Consider the following 21,778-nt stretch of genomic DNA (forward strand, 5'->3'; position numbering starts at 1 on the left):
GGATGGCGGGGCGACGGGGGGTGGCGGGGGGTTCGGGAAGTGCGGGAGGTGCGCGGGCGACGGCGGCCGGGCGGGCGGGGCGGGGCGGGGCGTGGCAGCGCAGGCGACCTCGGTCGGCCGGGCGAGCAGGCCGCGGCAACGCGGGCGGGCTGGGCGGGCCGTAGCGGCGCGGGCGGTCGGATGGGCCGCCACAACGCAGGCGAGCGCAGGCGGCCGGGCGGGCCGCGACAGCGCGGGCCGTCGGACGGGCCGTGACAGCGCGGGCGACCTCGGTCGCAGGGCGATCGGGCTGTAGCGGCGAAGCGGTGCGAGCCGTCGGGCGGGCCGTGACAGCGCGGGCGGCCAGGCGGGCGGGCCGTCGTGCCGTCAGGTGCGGCGCTTGCGCTTCGACGGGTTGCCGGTGCGGCGGGTGGTCCGGGACTCGTGCCGCTTGCGGGCCGTCTCGTACTCCTGGCGGTGCAGCTTCTCGCCGGGGGCCTCCATGAGGGAGCGGAAGAAGTAGGCGAGGAGGGAGCCGACGAAGCCGATGGTGAGCAGGCCGCGCAGGCTCGCCTGACGATCCGGGTCGGGGCGCTTGGTGAAGCCGTCCCAGGTGTGACGGAACGCGAGCGCGCTGCACACCGCGAACATCACCACGACCAGCACGGTCACGAAGCTGCCGCTGCCGGCGAGCGCGATTCCTTCGTAGGCGAAGCGCAGCACGAGGCAGGCGGCGGCCGCGGCGGCCAGCGAGCCGACGGCCACGCCGATGCGGCGGAGCGCGTAGCCGTGGTCGTGGTCGACCCAGGTCGTGCCGAAGAAGCGCAGGGGCTCGGGGCGGGGGCCCGAGGAGCCCGCGGGGGTGGCCGGGGTGCCGTTCGTGTCGCTCACGCGTCGATTATCGCCCCGGCCCGGTCGCGGGCCCACGGCCCGAGCCCAGCCCTCCCCCGCCAGGCCCTCGCCCGGGACTTAGTCCCGTTACGAGCAGCGCGGGCGGATGTAGCCGTCGCTGCCGGTCTTGATGTACGCGTCCGAGACGTACTGGCCGCCGGCGATGTTGTCCCAGATGGACGAGGTGCCGTACGGGCCGGTCACGGTGGTGCCGGGCCGCTGGCAGTAGATCGCGACCTGTGCGCCCTCGGACAGGACGTTGACGATCGGGTAGCTGGTGCCGGGTCCGCTGCGGACGTTGAGGCGCACGCCCGGTGCGACCGGGAAGTAGGTCACCGCCGTGGCGGCGGCGAGCGTGGTGACGGCGTCGTCCTCGCCGCGGTCCGTCACATCGGCACGGTCGACAGACATAGGTACTCCCCCCCGTTGGAGCCCACGACGATCGTGGGGCCCCGTTGATTCCCACAAATCACGCCACGAAACAGGCGTCCACACATCGAACGCGCACACTAGCAAGCCGCCTCTGTCTCGCACGCATCATCGACTAGGCTCCGTGCGTCGCGCGCGTGGACGAACAGCACGGGGGTGGTCCCATGGCGTCACGGCACAACATCGGGGCGGGCGCGGAAGCGGAACGTCCCGAGCACGCCGGGCCCTACCGCCTGGAGTCGCACCTCGGTTCCGGGGGCATGGGCGTCGTCCACCTGGCCAGGAGCACGTCGGGCATGCAGGTCGCCGTCAAGGTCGTGCATGCCGAGTTCGCGAAGGACCCGGAGTTCAGGGGCCGTTTCCGGCAGGAGGTCGGGGCGGCGCGCAAGGTCAGCGGGGCCTTCACGGCACCGGTGGTGGACGCCGATCCGGAGGCCGAACGGCCGTGGATGGCCACGCTGTTCATCCCCGGCCCGACGCTCTCCGAACAGGTGAAGCGGAACGGCCCGATGGACCCCTCGCAGCTGCGGCGGCTGATGGCCGGGCTGGCGGAGGCGCTGCGGGACATCCACCGGGTCGGCGTCGTGCACCGCGACCTCAAACCGAGCAACGTCCTGCTCGCCGACGACGGGCCGAAGGTCATCGACTTCGGCATCTCTCGGCCAAAGGACAGCGAACTGCGGACCGAGACGGGCAAGTTGATCGGCACACCGCCGTTCATGGCGCCGGAGCAGTTCCGGCGGCCCCGGGAGGTCGGTCCCGCCGCGGACGTCTTCGCGCTCGGCTCGGTGCTGGTGCACGCGGCGACGGGGCGCGGGCCGTTCGACTCAGACAGCCCGTATGTCGTCGCCTACCAGGTCGTCCATGACGAGCCGGATCTGACCGGGCTGCCGGAGGACCTGGCGCCGCTCGTGCTGCGCTGTCTCGCCAAGGAGCCCGAGGACCGGCCCACCCCCGACGAGCTGATGCGGGAACTGCGCTCCGTGGCGGCCTCGTACGACACACAGGCGTTCATACCGGCGCAGCGCACGAGCGGGGAGCGGGACCCCGGGCCCGGGCCGCGGCCGGAGGACGGATCCACCGGGCCGCGGCGCCCGCGCACGACGAGCCGGGGGCGGCTGGCCCTGGTGACGGCGGCCGCCGTGGTGGCGCTGGGCGTCGCCGCGGGTGCCGTGCTGTGGCCGGGTGACGGGGACGGGCCGAGTCGTAAGGCGGGTGCGGGCACGCCGGCCGCCGCGTCGGCGGTCCGGCCCTGGGCCGTGAAGCCGTCCCCGAAGGACGGCGGTCTGCCGCGGTGCGCGCACACGGACCGGCGGCTGCTGTGCGCGCAGCCGGGTCTGGTCAGCGCGCTCGACCCGGCGGACGGCCGGGTGCTGTGGCGGTACGAGCCGGCCGAGGGGGATGTGGCGGGCCGCGCACCCGAGGTCTCGGGCGGGCTCGTGCACGTCCTGACCCACGAGGGCCGGCGCCTGGAGGCGCTCGACCCCGCGTCCGGCGAGCTCCGGTGGGAGCTGGACGTGTCGGCGTACCGCGGGTTCCGGTACGCGGGCGGCATGCTGGTGCTGATCGGCGCGGACGGCGGCGCGCGGGGCGTCGACAGCGCGTCCGGCGAGACCCGCTGGACGCGGCGGATACCGGGGCTGGGTGACGCACAGGCCCTCTCGTTCCCGGGGAATCCCTGGCTCTTCGTCGCGCGGACGTCGGCCGACGGCAGCCGTACGCGCGTGCGGTCCATCGATCCCAAGGACGGCACGGTGCGCTGGGACGCGCCGTTCGACGGCACCGTGACACCCGTCGGCGCCACCGACGGCGAGGTCTTCCTCGTCGCGACAGGGGCAGGCTACGGCGAGGCGACGGCTGTGGTCCGTTACAGCCCGGCGTCCGGCGCGACGCGGCGCGTGGCCCTGTCGCAGTCGCTCGCCCAGGCGCAGGCCGCGGTGCACGACGGGACCGTCTACCTGCTGGGTTCGGGCGGCTCCCTGGTCGCCGTCGACCTGCGCGCGGGCCGGCAGCGGTGGTCGGTGCAGACGGGTGTCGGTCAGGGCTCGGCGCCGGTCGCGGACGGCCGGCACGTGTATCTGAGCGCGGCCGACGGACGGCTGCTCGCGGTGGACGCGGGCGAGGGGCGCCTCGCCGGTCAGACGGACCCCCGGCTGAACCCGGACGCGGCGGCGGCCACCGCCGACCTGCCGGTGCCCGCGCTGGGCGGCGGCCGGGTCCACGCCACCGCTCCGGACGGCACGGTCTTCGCCGTGGACGCGCGTTCGCCGGGCGCCTGGTGAGATGCCCCTCGCCCGGCACCCGTGAACCGACCTTCGCCCGGCGCCTGGTGAGCGGCCCCTCGTACGGCGCCCGGCGAACCGACCCCGAGCCCGGCACCCAGGGAACGGGACCGTCGCCCGGCGCCTGGTGAGCCGCCCCTCGTACGGCGCCCGGCGAACCGGCCCCCGTACGGCGAAGGGGCCGCCCCCGAGGAGACGGCCCCACCGCGTCGTGACCAGTCCGGGTCAGCCCAGCTTCGAGACGTCGCGCACCGCGCCCTTGTCCGCGCTGGTGGCCATCGCCGCGTAGGCGCGCAGGGCCGCCGACACCTTGCGGTCGCGGTTCTTCGGCGCGTACACGCCGTTCAGCGCCTGCTCGCGGCGGGTGAGCTCCGCGTCGTCGACGAGGAGTTCGATGGTGCGGTTCGGGATGTCGATGCGGATGCGGTCGCCGTCCTCGACGAGGGCGATGGTGCCGCCGGACGCGGCCTCCGGGGAGGCGTGGCCGATGGACAGGCCCGAGGTGCCGCCGGAGAAGCGGCCGTCGGTGATCAGCGCGCAGGTCTTGCCCAGGCCGCGGCCCTTCAGGAAGGACGTGGGGTACAGCATCTCCTGCATACCGGGGCCGCCCTTGGGGCCCTCGTAGCGGATGACGACGACGTGCCCGTCGGTGACCTGCTTGTTGAGGATCTTCTCGACGGCCTCCTCCTGCGACTCGCAGACGACGGCCGGGCCCTCGAAGGTCCAGATGGACTCGTCCACGCCCGCGGTCTTCACGACGCAGCCGTCGACGGCGAGGTTGCCCCTGAGGACCGCCAGGCCGCCGTCCTTGGAGTAGGCGTGCTCGACGCTGCGGATGCAGCCGCCCTCGGCGTCCTCGTCGAGGGCCGCCCAGCGCTCCGACTGGGAGAACGCCTCGGCGGAGCGGACGCAGCCGGGGGCCGCGTGCCACAGCTCGACGGCCTCCGGCGAGGGGGAGCCGCCGCGCACGTCCCAGGTCTTCAGCCAGTCGGACAGCGACGGGCTGTGGACGGCGTGGACGTCCTCGTTGAGCAGGCCGCCGCGGTGCAGCTCGCCCAGCAGGGCGGGGATGCCGCCGGCGCGGTGCACGTCCTCCATGTAGTACGTGCGGTCCTTGGCGACGTTCGGGGCGACCTTGGCCAGGCAGGGGACGCGGCGCGAGACGGCGTCGATCTCCTCCAGGCCGAACGGGACGCCCGCCTCCTGGGCCGCGGCCAGCAGGTGCAGGATCGTGTTGGTGGAGCCGCCCATCGCGATGTCGAGCGCCATGGCGTTCTCGAACGCCGCGAAGGTGGCGACGTTGCGCGGCAGGACGGTCTCGTCGTCCTGCTCGTAGTAGCGGCGGGTGATGTCCATGACGGTGCGGGCGGCGTCCTCGTACAGGCCCTTGCGGGCCGTGTGCGTGGCGAGGATCGAGCCGTTGCCCGGCAGGGAGAGGCCGATGGCCTCGGTGAGGCAGTTCATCGAGTTGGCGGTGAACATGCCGGAACAGGACCCGCAGGTCGGACAGGCGTTCTCCTCGATGCGGAGGATGTCCTCGTCCGAGATCTTGTCGTTCACGGCGTCGGAGATCGCGTCGACCAGGTCGAGGGTGCGGACCGTGCCGTCGACGAGCGTGGCGCGGCCGGACTCCATGGGGCCGCCGGAGACGAACACCGTCGGGATGTTGAGGCGCAGGGCGGCCATCAGCATGCCCGGAGTGATCTTGTCGCAGTTGGAGATGCAGATCAGGGCGTCGGCGCAGTGCGCCTCGACCATGTACTCCACGCTGTCCGCGATGAGGTCGCGGGAGGGCAGGGAGTAGAGCATGCCGCCGTGGCCCATCGCGATGCCGTCGTCGACGGCGATCGTGTTGAACTCGCGCGGGATGCCGCCGGCCTCGCGGATGGCGTCGGAGACGATCCGGCCGACGGGCTGGAGGTGGGTGTGGCCCGGCACGAACTCGGTGAAGGAGTTCGCCACCGCGATGATCGGCTTCCGGCCGATGTCCGCACCGGGTACACCGGAGGCGCGCATAAGGGCGCGGGCGCCCGCCATGTTGCGGCCGTGGGTGACTGTGCGGGACCTCAGCTCGGGCATCTCGCTCGCTCCTTCAGACAGATAGGGCTGCTAATGAGCGTACGCCGGTCATCCAGTGGGCGGGACGAGGCGTCCGGAATACGGGACGGATATCTCGCGGACGGGGCGGTACGGCCTCGGGGACGCACGTCGGGGCGGGCCTCGTGCACGGGCCTGACCGGCCTGACGGGCCTCAGGGGCCGGTGAGGTGCCCCTGCACGACGGGGGCCACGCGCGCGACGATCCGCTCCAGGTCGGCCGAGGCGATCGGCTCGATCTTGATGACGTACCGCATCATCGCGATCCCGACGAGCTGCGCGGCGGCCAGCTCGGCGCGCAGCTCGGCGTCCGGCGCGTCGATCTCCCCGGCGATCCGGCGCAGCAGCTGACTGGCGACGAGGCGGCGGAACACGGTGGCCGCGACCTCGTTGGTGACCGCGGACCGGACGACCGCGAGCAGCGGCTTACGGGTCGCCGGGTTCTCCCAGAGCCCGAACAGGAAGCGGGTCATCCGCTCGCCGACGTCGTCCAGCGGTGCCGCGAGGACGGTGTCGCGCGCCTTCAGCGCGGGGACGAGGGCGACCTCGACGGCCGCCTCGAAGACCTGTTCCTTGGTGCCGAAGTAGTGGTGGACGAGGGCCGCGTCGACCCCGGCGGCCTTGGCGATGCCGCGCACCGACGTCTTCTCGTAGCCGCGCTCGGAGAACTCCTCGCGGGCCGCGTCCAGGATGCGCTCGCGGGTGCCGGCGGACTCGGTGCGCGGGGGGCGACCGCGGCGCCGCGCGCCCGGTCCGCCCGGGGCCGGCCCGGCGTCGGTCACGGCCGGGGCACCTTCACCGCGGACGCCAGGTGGAGCCGGGTGAAGGCGAGGGCCTCGGCGAGGTCCGCCTCCCGTTCGGCGCCGGACATCGCGCGCCGCGTGTTGACCTCGATCACGACGTGCCCGTCGAAGCCGATCCGGGCGAGGCGCTCCAGCACCTCGGCGCAGGGCTGGGTGCCGCGGCCGGGGACGAGGTGCTCGTCCTTCGCGGAGCCCCGGCCGTCGGCGAGGTGGACGTGCCCGAGCCGGTCGCCCATGCGGTCGACCATCTGGAGCGCGTCACAGCGGGCGGTGGCCGTGTGGCTGAGGTCGATCGTGAAGTGCCGGTAGTCGTCGCGGGTGACGTCCCAGTCCGGGGCGTAGGCCAGCATCTCGCGGTCGCGGTAGCGCCAGGGGTACATGTTCTCGACGGCGAAGCGCACGTCCGTCTCGTTCGCCATGCGCCAGATGCCCTCGACGAAGTCCCGGGCGTACTGGCGCTGCCAGCGGAAGGGCGGGTGCACGACGACCGTGCCGGCCCCGAGCTTCTCGGCGGCGGCCTGGGCGCGCTGGAGCTTGGTCCAGGGGTCGGTGGACCACACGCGCTGGGTGATCAGCAGGCAGGGGGCGTGGACGGCCAGGATGGGGATGCGGTGGTAGTCGCTGAGCCGGCGCAGCGCCTCCAGGTCCTGGCTGACCGGGTCGGTCCACACCATGACCTCGACACCGTCGTAGCCGAGGCGCGCGGCGATCTCGAAGGCCGTCGCCGTCGACTCCGGATAGACCGAGGCCGTCGACAGGGCGACCTTCGCATCCGGGATGCGCACCACTGGATCTGCCACGAGGGACAGCGTACGGGGACTCACCCGGCCCGCGGGAACGGGATGACCATGTGCCCGGCGCCGTCGCACACAACCGGCCACCTGTGCGAACAGGGCATTCGCGGGTCGTAAGGCGGCCCGGACTCCGACCGGTGTGTGGCGGGCTTCACGCGGGTGGTGCGGCGCACCGCTGGGGCGCGCGGGGCGAGGCCGGGCGCCACCGACGGGGCGCGAGGCGGAGAGCCGGGCGCCACCCGGCGGCGTGCGGTCGACGGCTGGAGCGCGCGGGGCGCCGCCGGTGGGGCGCGTGGGGGTGAGCCGGGCGCCGCTAGCGGGGAGCCGGGCGTCGCCAGCGGCCCGGGCGCACGGCCGTCACGGAGTCATGTGGTCCAGCTTGCGCAGGATGACGCCCTCGCGCAGCGCCCACGGGCAGATCTCCAGCGTCTCCACGCCGAACAGGTCCATGGCGCCCTCGGCGACCAGCGCCCCGGCGAGCAGCTGTCCCGCGCGGCCGTCGGAGACACCGGGCAGTTCCGCGCGCTGGGCGGCGGTCATCCCGGCCAGCTGCGGAACCCACGCCTCCAGGGACTCCCGCTTCAGCTCGCGCTGCACGTACAGGCCCTCGGCGGAGCGGGCGGCACCGGCGATCCGGGCCAGCTGCCGGAACGTCTTGGACGTGGCGACGACGTGGTCGGGCGGCCCGAACCGGCTGAACTCGCCGACCGTACGGGCGATCTCGGCCCGTGCGTGGCGCCGCAGCGCGCGTATGTCCTCCGGGTCCGGCGGGTCGCCCGGCAGCCAGCCCGCGGTGAGGCGGCCCGCGCCCAGGGGCAGGGACACCGCGGCGTCCGGTTCCTCGTCGATGCCGTACGCGATCTCCAGGGAGCCGCCGCCGATGTCCAGGACGAGCAGTTTCCCGGCCGACCAGCCGAACCAGCGCCGGGCGGCCAGGAAGGTCAGTCGGGCCTCGTCGTCCCCGGCGAGGACCTGGAGCTCGACGCCGGTCTCGTCCTTGACGCGCGCGAGGACCTCGTCGGCGTTGACCGCCTCACGCACGGCGGAGGTGGCGAACGGCAGGACCTCCTCGACCCCCTTGTCCTCGGCGGCCTGGAGCGCCTCGTGGATCACGCCCACCAGGCGGTCGACCCCGTCGGTGCCGATGGCGCCCTTGTCGTCGAGGAGTTGGGCGAGGCGCAGTTCTTCCTTGTGCGAGTGCGCGGGCAGCGGGCGCGCGCCGGGATGCGCGTCCACCACCAGCAGATGCACCGTGTTCGAACCCACGTCGAGGACACCGAGTCTCATGTACGGCACGCTACTGCCCGCGGGGCGCCGCTCCGTCCTCGAAGTCGCAGGTACGCACGCCGTACCCTGGACCCGTGCCAAAGACGAAAAAGGCGAAGGACGACAAGACGGCCAAATCAGCCAGGGTTTCTTCGCAGGCGAAGGCAGCCGCGGTGGCGAAGTCTCCCAGGAAGGCCCCGGAAGCGGACGAGAAGGGGCTCGACTTCGCACGCGCGTGGGTGGAGTTCCCTGATCCGGCGGACGACGAGCAGGTCTTCCGCTGCGATCTGACATGGCTGACCTCTCGCTGGAACTGCATCTTCGGCAGCGGCTGCCAGGGCATCCAGGCGGGCCGCGCGGACGACGGGTGCTGCACGCTGGGCGCCCACTTCTCCGACGAGGACGACGAGAAGCGGGTCGCGGAGCATGTGGCGCGACTCACGCCGGACATCTGGCAGCACAACGACGAGGGCACGCGGAACGGCTGGGTGTCCGAGGACGAGGACGGCGACCGCCAGACGCGCCCCTTCAACGGTTCGTGCATCTTCCAGAACCGGCCCGGCTTCCCGGGCGGCGCGGGCTGCTCGCTGCACATCCTCGCCCTGCGGGAGGGCCGCGAGCCGCTGGAGACCAAGCCGGACGTCTGCTGGCAGCTGCCGGTCCGGCGCACCTACGACTGGATCGACCGGCCCGACGACACGCGCGTGCTGCAGATCTCGATCGGTGAGTACGACCGCCGCGGCTGGGGCCCCGGCGGCCACGACCTGCACTGGTGGTGCACCTCGGCGACCTCGGCGCACGGCGCGGGCGAGCCGGTCTACGTGTCCTACCGGCCGGAGCTGATCGAGCTGATGGGCAAGGAGGGCTACGACCGCCTGGTCGAGCTGTGCGAGGAGCGGCTGGCCTCGCAGCTCCCTCTGGTGGCACCGCACCCGGCGGACCCCGCCCACTAGAGGGCCCTCCCTTACGAGTCACACGAGTCCTACGAGTCCGATGGGCTCGGCTCGCCGCTCCCGTCGGACGGCGGAGTGGAGTCCGCCGGGCCGGACGGGTCCGTCGGGCCGGGCGTGGACGGGTCCGTCGAGGGAGGCGGGTCGCTCGGGTCAGGCTCGCCGGGCGTCGGGTCCGTCGGCGCCGGCGTGGTCGGCGTCGGGTCGGGACCGGACGACGACGGCGGCGGATCGCTGGGTGTTCCCGGGCCGCTCGGGCCGCCCGGGTCGGAGGGGGTCGGCGCGGTGCCGTAGCCCTGGATGGTGACCGGGGTCCCGGCGGGCGAGATCGCCAGACGCCCGCTCCAGAACCCGGACGGCTCGCGCAGATGGTCGACGAAGACCTTGACCGTGACCGACTCGCCGGGCGCGAGCGTGCCCGACGACCGGCTCAGATAGAGCCAGGGGGCGGAGGTGCTCGCGGACCAGCGCACCGGCGCGCGGCCCGTCGCCCGGAGCGTGACCAGCGTGGTGTCGCCGCTGGTGGCCGCGGACACCTCCAGCCGGGCGGCGCCCTTCGCGTCGGTACCGCCGACGCTGACGACCTCCACGGAGACGTCCGGGTCGTCGTCGCGGCCGGCGAAACGGCCGTCCTGGCGGGGGCTGGCGTTCCCGGCGTTCTCGTAGCCGCCGTCCGCGCCCTGTCCGTCGAGGGCGCCGGGGCCGTGCGCCGCGCCGGCGGTGGCCGAGTGGCCGTCGACGGACTCGCCGGTCGGGGTGCCCCGGTAGGCGGCCCACAGGGCGAGGACCGGGGCGGCGACGACGGTGGCGACGACGGTCGTGGTGACGGCACGCGCGCGCAGGCGGTCCCGGCGGGCGGCGTGGTCCTTCGGGTCCATCGGGAAGCCGCGCCGGTCGAAGCGGGGCGTCGCGGCGCCCCGCGCGCGGGGGGAGTGCGCGAGCGCCATGTGCAGGGCCGCGCGCGGGGCGGGCAGGACGGGCAGCTCCGCGGGGGTGACGGCGGCGCCGGGCCACCGGCCGGGGACGGCGCGCTCGGCGGTGCGGCGGCAGCGCGGACAGTCGTCGACGTGCCGGACGAGCTCGCGGCGCAGGGTGGTGCCGAGGACCAGCTGCCGGTCGCCGGTGAGCCGGGCGACGTCCGGGCAGATGCCGGTCTCGACGACCGCGAGGGCCGCGCGGGTGCGTTCGACCTCGCAGGCGGCGGAGGCGAGCAGTTCGCGTGCGGCGGCGGGACCGAGGCCGAGGACGGCGGCGACCTCGTGGGCGGCGAGGTGGTGCCGCACGGCGAGTTCGAGGGCCTCGCGCTGCTCCGGGGTGGTGCCGGCGGCCTCCGGCCAGGCCAGCCGGGAGAGTTCGCGGCGCCGCTGCTCCTGGACGTCCTCGGGGACGGACGGGCCGGGCGCGGGGCCGGCCCCCCGGTGGCCGTGCCGGCCGGCCGCGTGGCTGCCCTGACGTTTCTGCTTGGCCTCGGCCAGCTTGCGCAGGCACGCCCAGCGGGCCAGCGCGTACAGCCAGGACCGGCGGTCGGCGGCGCCGGAGGGCATCCGCTGCCCGCGGCGCTCGGCGAGCGCGAGGACGTCGGCGAGGGCGGCGGTCGCCGCGTCGTGGTCGCACAGGACGGACAGGCAGTAGGTGAACAGCCCGTCCAGATACGGCTCGTAGCGCGCGGGCGGGTGCTGCGCCACCGTTCGCGCCGCCGCACGATCACGCGCCTCCCGATGCGCCCTGTGCGCGCCGGTGGTGCGGGTCGGGGTCTCCGGACTGCTGCTCGTCATTGGGGGACCGTAGGCGGCCTGAGCCGGTGCCTTCTCCCTGCTTGAGCACATTTAATCCGTACGGGTGAAACGATCCCTCAATGGGGTACAGAAGCCCCGGATTCCATGTCCTGTGCATGCCGAGCCGGTCCGCGGCCGGGGCGCTGTCAGTGGCCTCGGCTACGGTTCTTCGCATGGCTGCCCGTACCAAGTCCACCAAGGACCGCCCGTCCTACCGCTGCACCGAGTGCGGCTGGCAGACGGCCAAGTGGCTCGGCCGCTGCCCCGAGTGCCAGGCGTGGGGGACGGTCGAGGAGTACGGCGCGCCCGCGGTCCGCACCACGGCCCCCGGCCGGGTCACCAGCTCCGCGCTGCCCATCGGCCAGATCGACGGCCGCACGGCGACCGCCCGCACCACCGGCGTGCCCGAGCTGGACCGCGTGCTCGGCGGCGGCCTGGTGCCCGGCGCGGTCGTCCTCCTCGCGGGCGAGCCCGGCGTCGGCAAGTCCACGCTGCTGCTGGACGTCGCCGCCAAGTCGGCGAGCGACGAGCACCGCACCCTCTATGTCACCGGCGAGGAGTCCGCGAGCCAGGTGCGGTTGCGCGCCGACCGCATCGGCGCCCTCGACGACCATCTGTACCTCGCGGCCGAGACCGATCTGGCGGCCGTGCTCGGGCACTTGGACGCGGTGAAGCCGTCCCTGCTCATCCTCGACTCCGTGCAGACGGTGGCGTCCCCGGAGATCGACGGCGCCCCGGGCGGCATGGCCCAGGTCCGCGAGGTGGCCGGGGCCCTGATCCGCGCCTCCAAGGAGCGCGGCATGTCGACGCTGCTCGTGGGACACGTCACCAAGGACGGCGCCATCGCCGGGCCCCGTCTCCTGGAGCACCTGGTCGACGTGGTGCTGCACTTCGAGGGCGACCGGCACGCGCGCCTGCGGCTCGTCCGGGGCGTCAAGAACCGCTACGGGGCGACGGACGAGGTCGGCTGCTTCGAGCTGCACGACGAGGGCATCACGGGCCTGACCGACCCGAGCGGCCTCTTCCTGACCCGCCGTGACGAGCCGGTCCCGGGCACCTGCCTGACGGTCACCCTGGAGGGCCGCCGCCCCCTGGTCGCCGAGGTCCAGGCGCTCACCGTCGACTCCCAGATCCCCTCCCCCCGGCGTACGACGTCCGGGCTGGAGACCTCGCGGGTGTCGATGATGCTCGCCGTGCTGGAGCAGCGAGGCCGGATCAGCGCGCTCGGCAAGCGGGACATCTACACGGCGACGGTCGGCGGGGTGAAGCTCTCCGAGCCCGCGGCCGATCTCGCGGTGGCCCTCGCGCTGGCCTCCGCCGCGAGTGACACACCTCTCCCCAAGAATCTCGTCGCGATCGGCGAGGTGGGCCTCGCGGGCGAGGTCAGACGGGTCACGGGCGTGCAGCGCAGGCTGTCCGAGGCGCACCGTCTGGGCTTCACGCACGCCCTCGTCCCGGGCGACCCCGGGAAGGTCCCGCCGGGCATGAAGGTGCTGGAAGTGGCCGACATGGGGGACGCCCTCAGGGTCCTTCCGCGCTCGCGTCGGCGAGAGGCCCCACGGGACGACGAGGACCGCCGGTAGACTTTGCCCAGGTCTCGCCCGTCCGTACGAACCGAATGTGCGAAACGGGAGCGCCTTGGAACCTGCGACCGGAGGAGTGCAGTGGCAGCCAACGACCGGGCAGCAGCTCCCGGAAAGGCCGGTGGGAGCTCCGGTGCCGATGGCCTGATGCGCGCCTCACTGAGCGCCGTGGCACCGGGCACGGCGCTGCGCGACGGCCTGGAGCGGATCCTCCGCGGCAACACCGGCGGGCTCATCGTGCTCGGCTCCGACAAGACCGTCGAGGCGATGTGCACGGGCGGATTCGTCCTGGATGTCGAGTTCACGGCGACGCGTCTGCGTGAGCTGTGCAAGCTCGACGGCGGCATCGTGCTCTCGTCCGACCTGTCGAAGATCCTGCGGGCCGGCGTCCAGCTGGTCCCGGACCCGACGATCCCCACGGAGGAGACGGGCACCCGGCACCGCACGGCGGACCGGGTCAGCAAGCAGGTCGGCTTCCCCGTCGTCTCGGTCTCCCAGTCGATGCGGCTGATCGCGCTGTACGTCGACGGTCAGCGCCGCGTGCTGGAGGACTCGGCGGCGATCCTGTCCCGCGCCAACCAGGCACTGGCGACCCTGGAGCGCTACAAGCTCCGCCTGGACGAGGTCGCGGGCACGCTGTCGGCGCTGGAGATCGAGGACCTGGTGACGGTCCGGGACGTCTCGGCGGTCGCACAGCGCTTGGAGATGGTCCGGCGCATCGCGACGGAGATCGCCGAGTACGTGGTGGAGCTGGGTACCGACGGGCGGCTCCTGGCGCTCCAGCTGGACGAGTTGATCGCCGGTGTGGAGCCCGAGCGCGAGCTCGTGGTGCGGGACTACGTCCCCGAGCCCACCGCCAAGCGTTCCCGCACGGTCGACGAGGCGCTCTACGAGCTGGACGCCCTGTCCCACGCGGAGCTGCTCGAAATGCCCACGGTCGCCAAGGCGTTGGGGTACACCGGCTCCCCGGAGGCGCTGGACTCGGGGGTCTCGCCGCGCGGCTTCCGGCTGCTGGCCAAGGTGCCGAGGCTGCCCGGCGCCATCATCGACCGGCTGGTGGAGCACTTCGGCGGCCTGCAGAAGCTGCTGGCCGCCAGTGTCGACGACCTCCAGACCGTGGACGGCGTCGGCGAGGCCCGCGCCCGCAGCGTCCGCGAGGGCCTGTCCCGCCTGGCGGAGAGCTCGATCCTGGAGCGGTACGTCTAGCCGGTCCCCACGGACACGACCTAGTCCTTGTCCAGCACGAACGACGTCTGTACCAAGCCGAAGCCGGGCGTCTTCGTCTCCACCAGGTAGGTCCCGGCCTTGGCCGCGCCGGCCTTCGGGGTCGCGCACTGCGGCGCGCTCGCCTTGCGGTCCCACTTCACGGTGTACGTGATGCTCGCCTTGGCGGGCACCCGGAACTGCAGGTTGCCGGCACCCTTGGGGCAGTCGGCGGAGGACCAGATGTCGTCGTCGGCGCCGGCCTGCGTGATGGTCGTCACGGCGTTCTTCGGGCCGAGGTCGATCTTGCAGTCGTAGCCGGAGGAGTTGGCCGCCGTCAGCCGCAGGGTGGGCTGCTGGCCGGGCGCGTAGGAGTTGCGCAGGCTGCGCAGCGTCAACTTCACCTGACCGGCCACGCAGTTGGGCAGCGAGGACCCCTCGGCGACCGTGTCGCCCGCACCCACCGCGGTGCCCGGACCGCCGCCCGCGGAACCGCCGCCGGAGCCGGCCTCACCGCCGGAACTCCCGGCCTCCCCGCCGCCGGAGCCCGATCCGGAACCGTCGTCCGAGCCCGCTCCGGCGGAGTCCGAGCCACCGGGCGACTCGTCGCGTCCGCCCGGCGCCTGGCTGATGGCCGGGCCCGAGCCCGACGGGCCCGGAGTGATCGTCGAGGGCGAGGGATTCTTGCCGTCGGACCCGTCGGCGCCGTTCTTGCCGCCGCCACCGCCCGAGGTGACCACCCAGGTGACCACGAGGGCCAACAAGGCGACCACGGACAGCATGACGGCCCTCCGTCGCCAGTAGATGGAGGAGGGAAGCGGCCCGACCGGATTGCGCAGAGATCCCACGGCGCAAACTGTACGAGAGATCGGTGCCCGACCTGGCGTCACCCGCCGCCGAGACGACAACTTTTCCGGATCATCATCCCGGACACCTTCCGGAACGCCCCTTCGCCGTCGAACTGCGCGGACCCGGAGGGCACTTCACGGCGGCGTCCCGGGCGCCGGGCACCGGCGGACCACCGCCGCTCCCCGGCGGGAAACGCACCGACACCGCCGCCTCCCCTTCCCGCCGCCCCCGGCATGGCAGGATCGGAAGGCCATGACTGCGCCCACGAAACCCCCGCACAGCCACTCCGCCGCGCCCCGTTCCGACGGCCCTCTCGGCCAGCCGCTGCACGGCGCCGTCATCGACTGGTTCGAGGAGAACGCACGCGACCTCCCCTGGCGGCGCCCCGACGCCGGCCCCTGGGGCGTGATGGTCAGTGAGTTCATGCTCCAGCAGACACCGGTCAGCCGCGTCCTGCCCGTCTACGAGCAGTGGCTGGCCCGCTGGCCCCGCCCGGCCGACCTCGCCAAGGACACGCCGGGCGAGGCGGTCCGCGCCTGGGGCCGGCTCGGCTACCCGCGCCGCGCGCTGCGGCTGCACGGTGCCGCCGTCGCCATAGCGGAACGGCACGGCGGCGACGTACCGACCGACCACGCCCAGCTCCTGGCGCTGCCCGGCATCGGCGAGTACACGGCGGCGGCGGTCGCGTCGTTCGCGTACGGGCAGCGGCACGCGGTGCTGGACACCAACGTCCGCCGGGTGCTCGCCCGCGCCGTGACCGGCGTGCAGTACCCGCCGAACGCCACGACGGCCGCCGAGCGCAAGCTCGCCCGCGCACTGCTCCCCGAGGACGAGCGCACCGCCTCGCGGTGGGCTGCCGCGTCGATGGAGCTCGGCGCGCTGGTGTGCACGGCGAAGAACGAGGCGTGCCACCGCTGCCCGATCGCCGCGCAGTGCGCGTGGCAGCTGGCGGGCAAGCCGGAGCACGAGGGCCCGCCGCGCCGGGGGCAGACGTACGCGGGGACCGACCGTCAGGTGCGCGGCAAGCTGCTCGCCGTGCTGCGCGACGCGCACGCGCCCGTGCCGCAGGCCGCGCTCGACCGGGTGTGGCACGAGCCGGTGCAGCGGGCCCGCGCCCTGGACGGCCTGGTCGCGGACGGCCTGGTGGAGCCGCTGCCGGACGGGATGTACCGTCTGCCGGCGAGCTGACGGCCGTCGCGGGGACCGGTCCCTGTCACAGGAACCGGGCTCCCGCGCCCCGTACTTCACAGCAGTTTCCCAGCTCAGACTCGGACATATCGCCGCATAGCACTTCCAACTACCTTGGTCGTTTCGTCCGTTTCCTGCTTCCGTTACACAACCGACGGACAGCCGAGCGTTCCCCGCAGGCTGCCTCGGACAGCCCCGTGACAACGCCTCCGTAGCTTCTTTCCCGTACCCGGCAGACGGGGACGACCACGAAGCACAGGCAGGAAGACCGACGGCGAACGGGCCGCCGGTGACGGGGAATCAGGAGGCGGTCAGCATGGCGCAGGGAGAGGTGCTCGAGTTCGAGGAGTACGTCCGTACGCGGCAGGACGCGCTGCTGCGCAGCGCCCGCCGGCTGGTCCCGGACCCGGTCGACGCCCAGGACCTGCTGCAGACCGCGCTGGTGCGCACGTACCACCGCTGGGACGGCATCGCGGACAAGCGCCTCGCCGACGCCTACCTGCGCCGCGTGATGATCAACACCCGTACCGAGTGGTGGCGCGCCCGCAAACTGGAGGAGGTGCCCACCGAGCAGCTGCCCGACGCCTCGGTCGACGACGCCACCGAGCAGCACGCGGACCGCGCCCTGCTGATGGACATCATGAAGGTTCTCGCTCCGAAGCAACGCAGTGTCGTGGTCCTGCGACACTGGGAGCAGATGTCCACGGAGGAGACGGCCGCCGCCCTCGGCATGTCGGCGGGAACGGTCAAGAGCACGCTGCACCGGGCGCTCGCCCGGCTCCGCGAGGAGCTGGAGAACCGCGATCTGGACGCACGCGCGCTGGAGCGTGAGGAGCGGGAGCGTTGCGCGGCCTAGGCACGGGGACGGGCGGCACCGGACGCTCGGACGACGGCGGTCCCGGCACCGAGCCGGACGCCGAGGACGACGAACCGGCGGTCCGGGGGAATCTTCAGGCGGCGTTCACGGCGGTGGCCGTGGTCGTCGCCCTCGCCCTTTCCGCCTCCGCCTGCGCCACCGGCGGCACCGGCGCCCGGGACGAGGGCCCGGCGCGTGCGGAGAGCGTGGGCAGTTCGGCCTACACCTCGCCGGAACTCGCCTCGGCCTCCCCCACCCCGGTCCCGGACCGGCGCGCGGCCGTACGGCTGGTGCTGGCGGACCCCGAGGTCTCCCGGCAGGTCAAGCGGGAGCTGAAGCCGTGCGTGTCCGACGAGTACCCGGTGGACGTGTCGTACGGTGACCTCACCGGAGGGCCGGCCGACGACATCGTGGTCAACGTCCTGTCCTGCGGGGACGCGGTCGGGGTCGCCTCGTACGTGTACCAGGAACGCGACGGTGCGTACAAGAACGTCTTCAGGGCCGAGGAGCCCCCCGTCTACGCCGAGATCGACCGGGGCTACCTGGTGGTGACCGAGCAGGTGTACGCCAAGGACGACGCGCTGTCGAACCCGTCGAGCGAGAACGTCGTGTCCTACCGGTGGAGGTCCGGCCGGTTCGTGCGCGAGTACAGCACGCACACCGACTACGGCACCCTGGACGACGGCCAGGAAACGCCCGCGCCGGCCGGCTGAGTGGCGCCGCCCACGACGGTGAACGCATCGCCGGGCCCACGCGTCTGTCAAGTGAGCACGTCCGACGCACCCCCGACCGCACACGAGGACTGAGAGCAGCTGGATGGCAGAGCAGACCCACGTCCTGTTCGTCGAGGACGACGACGTCATCCGCGAGGCCACCCAGCTCGCCCTGGAGCGGGACGGCTTCGCGGTCACGGCCATGCCCGACGGGCTGTCGGGGCTGGAGGCGTTCCGGGCCGACCGGCCCGACATCGCGCTCCTGGACGTCATGGTCCCGGGCCTGGACGGCGTGAGCCTGTGCCGCCGCATCCGCGACGAGTCGACGGTGCCGGTGATCATGCTGTCGGCCCGAGCCGACTCCATCGACGTCGTGCTGGGCCTGGAGGCGGGCGCCGACGACTACGTGACCAAGCCCTTCGACGGTGCCGTGCTGGTCGCGCGCATCCGGGCGGTGCTGCGCCGCTTCGGGCACGCGAGCGGGGGCGACCGGGCGGAGGACGACGGCGGCGCGGCGGCCGGCGGGCTGCTGACCTTCGGGGACCTGGAGGTCGACACCGAGGGCATGGAGGTGCGCCGGGCCGGGCAGCCGGTGGCGCTCACGCCGACCGAGATGCGGCTGCTGCTGGAGTTCTCCTCCGCGCCCGGGACCGTGCTGTCCCGCGACAAGCTGCTGGAGCGCGTGTGGGACTACGGCTGGGGCGGGGACACCCGGGTCGTGGACGTCCATGTGCAGCGGCTGCGCCAGAAGATCGGCCAGGACCGGGTCGAGACGGTCCGTGGCTTCGGCTACAAGTTGAAGGCCTGAGCGGGGCGGCATGCGGGGGTTGTTCGGACGTACGGCCGCGTCGGGCGCGGGGAGCGCCGGGCTCGCCGAGCCGGCCACGGGCGGGGGCCCGGGCGCCGGCGGTGTCATGGACCTGGACCGGCCTGGGGGCGCGCTCATGAGAGGTCGGACGCGGGGGCGCTTCGCCGGTCTGCGGGGCCGGGTCGCGATCCGCACGGGCCTGCGCTGGAAGCTGAGCGCGGCGATCGCACTGGTCGGCGCGCTCGTCGCGGTCGTCCTGAGCCTGGTCGTGCACAACCAGGCCCGCGTCTCGATGCTGGACAGCGCACGGGACGTCGCGGACGAGCGGGTGCAGATCGCCCAGCGCAGCTTCGAGCAGTCCAAGCGGCTGAACTTCCCCAACGCCACGATCGACGACCCTGAGCTGCCCGCCGCGCTGCGCGACAAGGTCGAGGAGGGCCGGCGCGCGACCTATGTCACGGAGACCGCCGGCGGTGCGCCCGACATCTGGGCGGCCGTCCCGCTGAGCAACGGGCATGTGCTGTCGCTGCGGACCGGCTGGACCGACCGCAGCGAACAGATCCTCAACCGGCTCGACCAGGCCATGATCATCGGCTGTATCGCGGTGGTGCTGGGTGGCAGCGCGCTCGGTGTGCTCATCGGCGGGCAGCTGTCGCGCCGGCTGCGCAAGGCGGCGGCCGCGGCCAACCGGGTCGCGAGCGGCGAGCCGGACGTCCGGGTGCGGGACGCCATCGGGGGTGTCGTACGGGACGAGACCGACGACCTCGCGAGTGCGGTGGACGCCATGGCGGACGCGCTCCAGCAGCGGCTGGAGGCGGAGCGCCGCGTCACCGCCGACATCGCTCACGAACTGCGCACGCCGGTGACCGGACTGCTGACGGCGGCCGAGCTGCTGCCGCCCGGGCGGCCCACGGAGCTGGTCCTGGACCGGGCGAAGGCCATGCGCACGCTGGTCGAGGACGTCCTGGAGGTGGCCCGGCTGGACAGCGCCTCGGAGCGGGCCGAGCTGCAGGACATCCTGCTGGGCGAGTTCGTCGTGCGCCGGGTCGCCGTGAAGGACCCCGCGATCGAGGTGCGGGTCGTGCACGAGTCGGAGGTCACGACGGACCCCCGGCGGCTGGAGCGCGTGCTGTTCAACCTGCTGGCGAACGCCGCGCGGCACGGCAGGCCGCCCGTCGAGGTCACCGTGGAGGGCCGGGTCGTCCGGGTGCGCGACCACGGTCCCGGCTTCCCCGAGGACCTGCTCGCCGACGGTCCCAGCCGTTTCCGCACGGGCAGCAGCGACCGCGCCGGGCACGGCCACGGCCTGGGCCTGACGATCGCGGCGGGCCAGGCCAGGGTGCTGGGCGCCCGGCTGACGTTCCGCAACATCCGCCCGGCGGGCTCCCCGGACCACGTCCCGGCCGAGGGCGCGGTGGCGGTCCTGTGGCTGCCGGAGCACGCGCCGACGAGCACGGGCAGCTACCCCCTGCTCCCCTGACCTGCGCGAGGCCCCCGCTCCCCTGACCCGTGCGCAGGCCCTCGGCTCTCCTGACACACCCGTAGGCCCTCGGCTCTCCTGACACACCCGTAGGCCCTCGGCTCTCCTGACCCGCGCGTAGGCCCCCGCACGGATCACCGTGCGGGGGCCTACGTGTGGTCCTTCGGCGTGCCTACTCCGTGGCGGCCGTCTCGGGCCCGGTCCCCTTGAGCGGGACCTCCTTCACGAACACGGCCGTCACCAGGGACAGCACGGCGACCACGGCGCCCAGCAGGAACGCGGAGTGCGTCCCGGACGACACCGCGTGCTGGTACGCCTCACGGGCCGCCTCCGGCAGCTTCGCCAGACTGGCCGCGTCCAGCTGCGCCGACTGCTCGGTGATCTTCGCGCCCAGGGCACCGGCCCGCTCGGACATGACGTCCTGCACCCGGTGGTTGAACAGCGCGCCCATGATCGCGACACCGAAGGAGGAGCCGAGCGTGCGGAAGAGCGTGGTGGAGGAGGAGGCGACGCCCATGTCCTTCATCTCGACGCTGTTCTGCGCGACGAGCATGGTGATCTGCATCAGGCAGCCCATGCCGAGACCGACGACCGCCATGAACACCCCGGAGGTGAACCGGCTGGTCCCGGTGTCCATCGTCGACAGCAGGTACAGGCCGACGACCATCAGCGCGCTGCCGACGATGGGGAAGAGCTTGTAGCGCCCGGTGTTCGTGGTCACGCGGCCGGCGACCATCGAGGTGACGAGCATCGCCCCGAGCATCGGGAGCAGCAGCAGACCGGAGTTGGTGGCCGAGGCGCCCTGCACGGACTGCTGGTACAGCGGCAGGAACAGCGTGGCGCCGAACATCACGAAGCCGGTGATGAAGCCGATCAGGGACATCAGGGTGAAGTTCCGGCTGTGGAAGATGTGCAGCGGCACGACCGGCTCGGCGGCCTTGGTCTGCCAGAACACGAACCCGACGAGCGCGACGACGCCGATCGCGACGAGCTCCATGATCATCGCGGAGGTCCAGGCGTACTCGGTGCCGCCCCACGTGGTCACCAGCACGATCGCGGTGATGCCCACGGTCAGCAGCCCGGCGCCCAGGTAGTCGATGCGCGCCTGCGCCCGCTTCTTCGGCAGGTGCAGCACGGCGCTGATCGCGGCGAGCGCCACGACACCGAGGGGCAGGTTGATGTAGAAGGCCCAGCGCCAGCCCCAGTGGTCGGTGATGGTGCCGCCGACGAGCGGGCCGCCGATCATCGCCAGCGCCATGACGCCGGCCATCATGCCCTGGTACTTGCCGCGCTCCCGGGGCGGGATCAGGTCGCCGATGATCGCCATGACGCCGACCATCAGACCGCCGGCGCCGAGGCCCTGCACGGCCCGGAACCCGATGAGCTGGCCCATGTCCTGGGCCATGCCGCTGAGGGCGGAGCCGACGAGGAACAGCACGATCGACGACATGAAGACGCCCTTGCGGCCGTACATGTCGCCGAACTTGCCCCACAGCGGCGTGGAGGCCGCGGTCGCCAGCGTGTACGCCGTCACGACCCACGACAGATGCTCCAGACCGCCGAGCTCGCCCACGATCGTCGGCATCGCGGTGCCGATGATCATGTTGTCGAGCATCGCCAGCATCATCGTGATCATCAGCGCGAGGAGGACGACGCGTACGCTCCTCGGCTGTTTGCCGGCCTGGTCCTCCTGACCCGCCGGTCCGGTGTCCACCGTCAGTGTCTCGGCCATGATCCCCACTCCCCCAGCTACTTACTTGCCGCCCGGCTAGTTGTCTACACTCAGGGAGCAAGGTAGAGAATCAACTAGCCGGGCGTCAAGTAAGTTTTCCC

General features: G+C 73.2%; 18 protein-coding genes. 9 read left to right on the top strand and 9 right to left on the bottom strand.

The features are described from left to right. Positions 1–366 precede the first annotated feature (366 nt). Positions 367–870, bottom strand: a complete 504-nt coding sequence (locus ADL34_RS27655; RefSeq protein WP_062673488.1) for a hypothetical protein — start codon at positions 868–870, stop codon at positions 367–369. An 87-nt stretch (positions 871–957) separates the two neighbouring features. Beyond that, positions 958–1,281 (bottom strand): SH3 domain-containing protein, encoded by a 324-nt coding sequence (locus ADL34_RS27660; RefSeq protein ID WP_062673490.1) that lies wholly within the window; start codon positions 1,279–1,281, stop codon positions 958–960. A 182-nt stretch (positions 1,282–1,463) separates the two neighbouring features. Between ADL34_RS27660 and ADL34_RS27665 the strand changes: the two genes are divergently transcribed. Continuing rightward, positions 1,464–3,581: a serine/threonine-protein kinase gene (locus tag ADL34_RS27665; protein ID WP_062673493.1), complete on the top strand. Its 2,118-nt coding sequence runs from the start codon at positions 1,464–1,466 to the stop codon at positions 3,579–3,581. A gap of 225 nt (positions 3,582–3,806) precedes the next feature. Here ADL34_RS27665 and ilvD read toward each other — a convergent pair whose 3' ends face one another. The 4 genes from ilvD to ADL34_RS27685 all read right to left on the bottom strand — a co-directional run bounded on the left by ilvD (position 3,807) and on the right by ADL34_RS27685 (position 8,561). Beyond that, entirely contained in the window at positions 3,807–5,660 is a 1,854-nt protein-coding gene (gene ilvD, locus ADL34_RS27670; RefSeq protein ID WP_062673495.1) for a dihydroxy-acid dehydratase, read from the bottom strand. 172 nt (positions 5,661–5,832) lie between these two features. Next, complete coding sequence (locus ADL34_RS27675; RefSeq protein WP_062673497.1) at positions 5,833–6,459, bottom strand: TetR/AcrR family transcriptional regulator; 627 nt, start codon at positions 6,457–6,459, stop codon at positions 5,833–5,835. Further along, a complete protein-coding gene (locus tag ADL34_RS27680) occupies positions 6,456–7,280 on the bottom strand; it encodes a sugar phosphate isomerase/epimerase family protein (RefSeq protein WP_079034434.1) in 825 nt (274 codons plus the stop codon). Before ADL34_RS27680 ends, ADL34_RS27675 begins: the two co-directional genes overlap by 4 nt. A 351-nt stretch (positions 7,281–7,631) precedes the next feature. Next, positions 7,632–8,561: a Ppx/GppA phosphatase family protein gene (locus ADL34_RS27685; protein ID WP_062673500.1), complete on the bottom strand. Its 930-nt coding sequence runs from the start codon at positions 8,559–8,561 to the stop codon at positions 7,632–7,634. Positions 8,562–8,635: 74 nt separating this feature from the next. Here ADL34_RS27685 and ADL34_RS27690 point away from each other — a divergent pair, with 74 nt between their 5' ends. Continuing rightward, positions 8,636–9,493, top strand: a complete 858-nt coding sequence (locus ADL34_RS27690) for a hypothetical protein (protein ID WP_062673502.1) — start codon at positions 8,636–8,638, stop codon at positions 9,491–9,493. A 29-nt stretch (positions 9,494–9,522) separates the two neighbouring features. Here ADL34_RS27690 and ADL34_RS27695 read toward each other — a convergent pair whose 3' ends face one another. Next, complete coding sequence (locus tag ADL34_RS27695) at positions 9,523–11,265, bottom strand: BACON domain-containing protein (protein WP_062673504.1); 1,743 nt, start codon at positions 11,263–11,265, stop codon at positions 9,523–9,525. 173 nt (positions 11,266–11,438) lie between these two features. Between ADL34_RS27695 and radA the strand changes: the two genes are divergently transcribed. Both radA and disA read left to right on the top strand, forming a co-directional pair. Continuing rightward, on the top strand, positions 11,439–12,848 hold the full coding sequence (gene radA / locus ADL34_RS27700; protein ID WP_062673506.1) for a DNA repair protein RadA: 1,410 nt from the start codon (positions 11,439–11,441) through the stop codon (positions 12,846–12,848). Between the two features lie 81 nt (positions 12,849–12,929). After that, the gene (gene disA / locus ADL34_RS27705; RefSeq protein WP_062673508.1) at positions 12,930–14,054 is read left to right on the top strand and encodes a DNA integrity scanning diadenylate cyclase DisA; all 1,125 of its coding nucleotides are present in this window, start codon (positions 12,930–12,932) and stop codon (positions 14,052–14,054) included. A 20-nt stretch (positions 14,055–14,074) separates the two neighbouring features. Here the strand turns inward: disA and ADL34_RS27710 are convergent, their stop codons facing one another. Next, positions 14,075–14,899 (bottom strand): hypothetical protein, encoded by an 825-nt coding sequence (locus ADL34_RS27710; RefSeq protein ID WP_079034435.1) that lies wholly within the window; start codon positions 14,897–14,899, stop codon positions 14,075–14,077. A 253-nt stretch (positions 14,900–15,152) separates the two neighbouring features. Here ADL34_RS27710 and ADL34_RS27715 point away from each other — a divergent pair, with 253 nt between their 5' ends. From ADL34_RS27715 to cseC, 5 genes are all read left to right on the top strand, one after another. Continuing rightward, positions 15,153–16,088 carry an A/G-specific adenine glycosylase gene (locus ADL34_RS27715; RefSeq protein ID WP_062673510.1) on the top strand — a complete coding sequence of 312 codons (936 nt, stop codon included), beginning with the start codon at positions 15,153–15,155 and terminating at the stop codon, positions 16,086–16,088. Between the two features lie 316 nt (positions 16,089–16,404). Further along, positions 16,405–16,944: a SigE family RNA polymerase sigma factor gene (locus ADL34_RS27720; protein ID WP_055624676.1), complete on the top strand. Its 540-nt coding sequence runs from the start codon at positions 16,405–16,407 to the stop codon at positions 16,942–16,944. Continuing rightward, a complete protein-coding gene (locus tag ADL34_RS27725; RefSeq protein WP_385219752.1) occupies positions 16,932–17,657 on the top strand; it encodes a hypothetical protein in 726 nt (241 codons plus the stop codon). The genes ADL34_RS27720 and ADL34_RS27725 overlap by 13 nt, the downstream gene beginning before the upstream one ends. A 103-nt stretch (positions 17,658–17,760) precedes the next feature. Beyond that, on the top strand, positions 17,761–18,465 hold the full coding sequence (cseB, locus tag ADL34_RS27730) for a two-component system response regulator CseB (protein ID WP_062673512.1): 705 nt from the start codon (positions 17,761–17,763) through the stop codon (positions 18,463–18,465). 136 nt (positions 18,466–18,601) lie between these two features. Beyond that, the gene (gene cseC, locus ADL34_RS27735; RefSeq protein WP_062673535.1) at positions 18,602–19,945 is read left to right on the top strand and encodes a two-component system sensor histidine kinase CseC; all 1,344 of its coding nucleotides are present in this window, start codon (positions 18,602–18,604) and stop codon (positions 19,943–19,945) included. A gap of 172 nt (positions 19,946–20,117) precedes the next feature. On the opposite strand, the gene ADL34_RS27740 is transcribed toward cseC, so the two are convergent. Then, positions 20,118–21,677, bottom strand: coding sequence for an MDR family MFS transporter (locus ADL34_RS27740; RefSeq protein ID WP_062673514.1), 1,560 nt, complete (start codon positions 21,675–21,677; stop codon positions 20,118–20,120). Positions 21,678–21,778: the final 101 nt, after the last annotated feature.

The sequence above is a fragment of the Streptomyces sp. NRRL WC-3605 genome, from assembly GCF_001509795.1.
GTDB classification, from domain to species: Bacteria; Actinomycetota; Actinomycetes; order Streptomycetales; family Streptomycetaceae; genus Streptomyces; species Streptomyces viridochromogenes.

What these genes read in the sequence shown, in the direction of transcription:
- ADL34_RS27660 (WP_062673490.1), bottom strand. Translation starts at nt 1,281, where the DNA reads ATGTCTGTCGACCGTGCCGATGTGACGGACCGCGGCGAGGACGACGCC.
- ADL34_RS27665 (WP_062673493.1), top strand. Translation starts at nt 1,464, where the DNA reads ATGGCGTCACGGCACAACATCGGGGCGGGCGCGGAAGCGGAACGTCCC.
- ilvD (WP_062673495.1), bottom strand. Translation starts at nt 5,660, where the DNA reads ATGCCCGAGCTGAGGTCCCGCACAGTCACCCACGGCCGCAACATGGCG.
- ADL34_RS27685 (WP_062673500.1), bottom strand. Translation starts at nt 8,561, where the DNA reads ATGAGACTCGGTGTCCTCGACGTGGGTTCGAACACGGTGCATCTGCTG.
- ADL34_RS27695 (WP_062673504.1), bottom strand. Translation starts at nt 11,265, where the DNA reads ATGACGAGCAGCAGTCCGGAGACCCCGACCCGCACCACCGGCGCGCAC.
- radA (WP_062673506.1), top strand. Translation starts at nt 11,439, where the DNA reads ATGGCTGCCCGTACCAAGTCCACCAAGGACCGCCCGTCCTACCGCTGC.
- ADL34_RS27715 (WP_062673510.1), top strand. Translation starts at nt 15,153, where the DNA reads ATGACTGCGCCCACGAAACCCCCGCACAGCCACTCCGCCGCGCCCCGT.
- ADL34_RS27720 (WP_055624676.1), top strand. Translation starts at nt 16,405, where the DNA reads ATGGCGCAGGGAGAGGTGCTCGAGTTCGAGGAGTACGTCCGTACGCGG.
- cseB (WP_062673512.1), top strand. Translation starts at nt 17,761, where the DNA reads ATGGCAGAGCAGACCCACGTCCTGTTCGTCGAGGACGACGACGTCATC.
- cseC (WP_062673535.1), top strand. Translation starts at nt 18,602, where the DNA reads ATGAGAGGTCGGACGCGGGGGCGCTTCGCCGGTCTGCGGGGCCGGGTC.
- ADL34_RS27740 (WP_062673514.1), bottom strand. Translation starts at nt 21,677, where the DNA reads ATGGCCGAGACACTGACGGTGGACACCGGACCGGCGGGTCAGGAGGAC.